The 705-nt window shown below is 66.8% G+C and carries 1 pseudogene; it reads left to right on the top strand.

Features of this window, described 5'->3' with window-relative positions:
* Positions 1 to 705: pseudogene (locus G6W55_RS38060) on the top strand (DNA-directed RNA polymerase subunit beta'); the annotation flags it as partial.

Below are 705 nucleotides of genomic sequence, written 5' to 3'. Positions count from 1 at the left end.
AGGCGCAGGCCGAGGCCCGCATCCTGATGCTGTCCTCGAACAACATCCTCAAGCCCGCCGACGGCCGTCCGGTGACGATGCCGACCCAGGACATGGTCCTCGGTCTGTTCTTCCTCACCACCGACGGCGAGCTGCGTGACACCAAGGGCGAGGGCCGGTCCTTCGGCTCCACGGCCGAGGCGATCATGGCGTTCGACGCCGGTGAGCTGGCCCTTCAGTCGGCGATCGACATCCGCTTCCCGGTGGGCACCATCCCGCCGCGCGGCTGGACCCCGCCGGCCCGCGAGGAGGGTGAGCCGGAGTGGCAGCAGGGTGACAGCTTCCGTCTGAAGACCACGCTCGGCCGTGCGCTCTTCAACGAGCTGCTGCCCGAGGACTACCCGTTCGTCGACTACTCGGTGGGCAAGAAGCAGCTCTCCGAGATCGTCAACGACCTGGCCGAGCGCTACCCCAAGGTCATCGTGGCGGCGACGCTCGACAACCTGAAGGCGTCCGGCTTCTTCTGGGCGACCCGTTCCGGTGTCACCGTGGCCATCTCCGACGTCGTCGTTCCCGAGGCGAAGAAGGAGATCGTCCGCGGCTACGAGGCGCAGGACGAGAAGGTCCAGAAGCAGTACGAGCGCGGTCTGATCACCAAGGAAGAGCGCACGCAGGAGCTCATCGCGATCTGGACCAAGGCGACCAACGAGGTCGCCGAGGCGATGA

Origin of the sequence: Streptomyces sp. CAI-85 (assembly GCF_013363615.1) — a bacterium.
GTDB lineage: Bacteria > Actinomycetota > Actinomycetes > Streptomycetales > Streptomycetaceae > Streptomyces > Streptomyces antibioticus_B.
The sequence above is the reverse complement of the archived record's forward strand: the minus strand, read 5'-3'. Positions and strand labels throughout refer to the sequence as shown.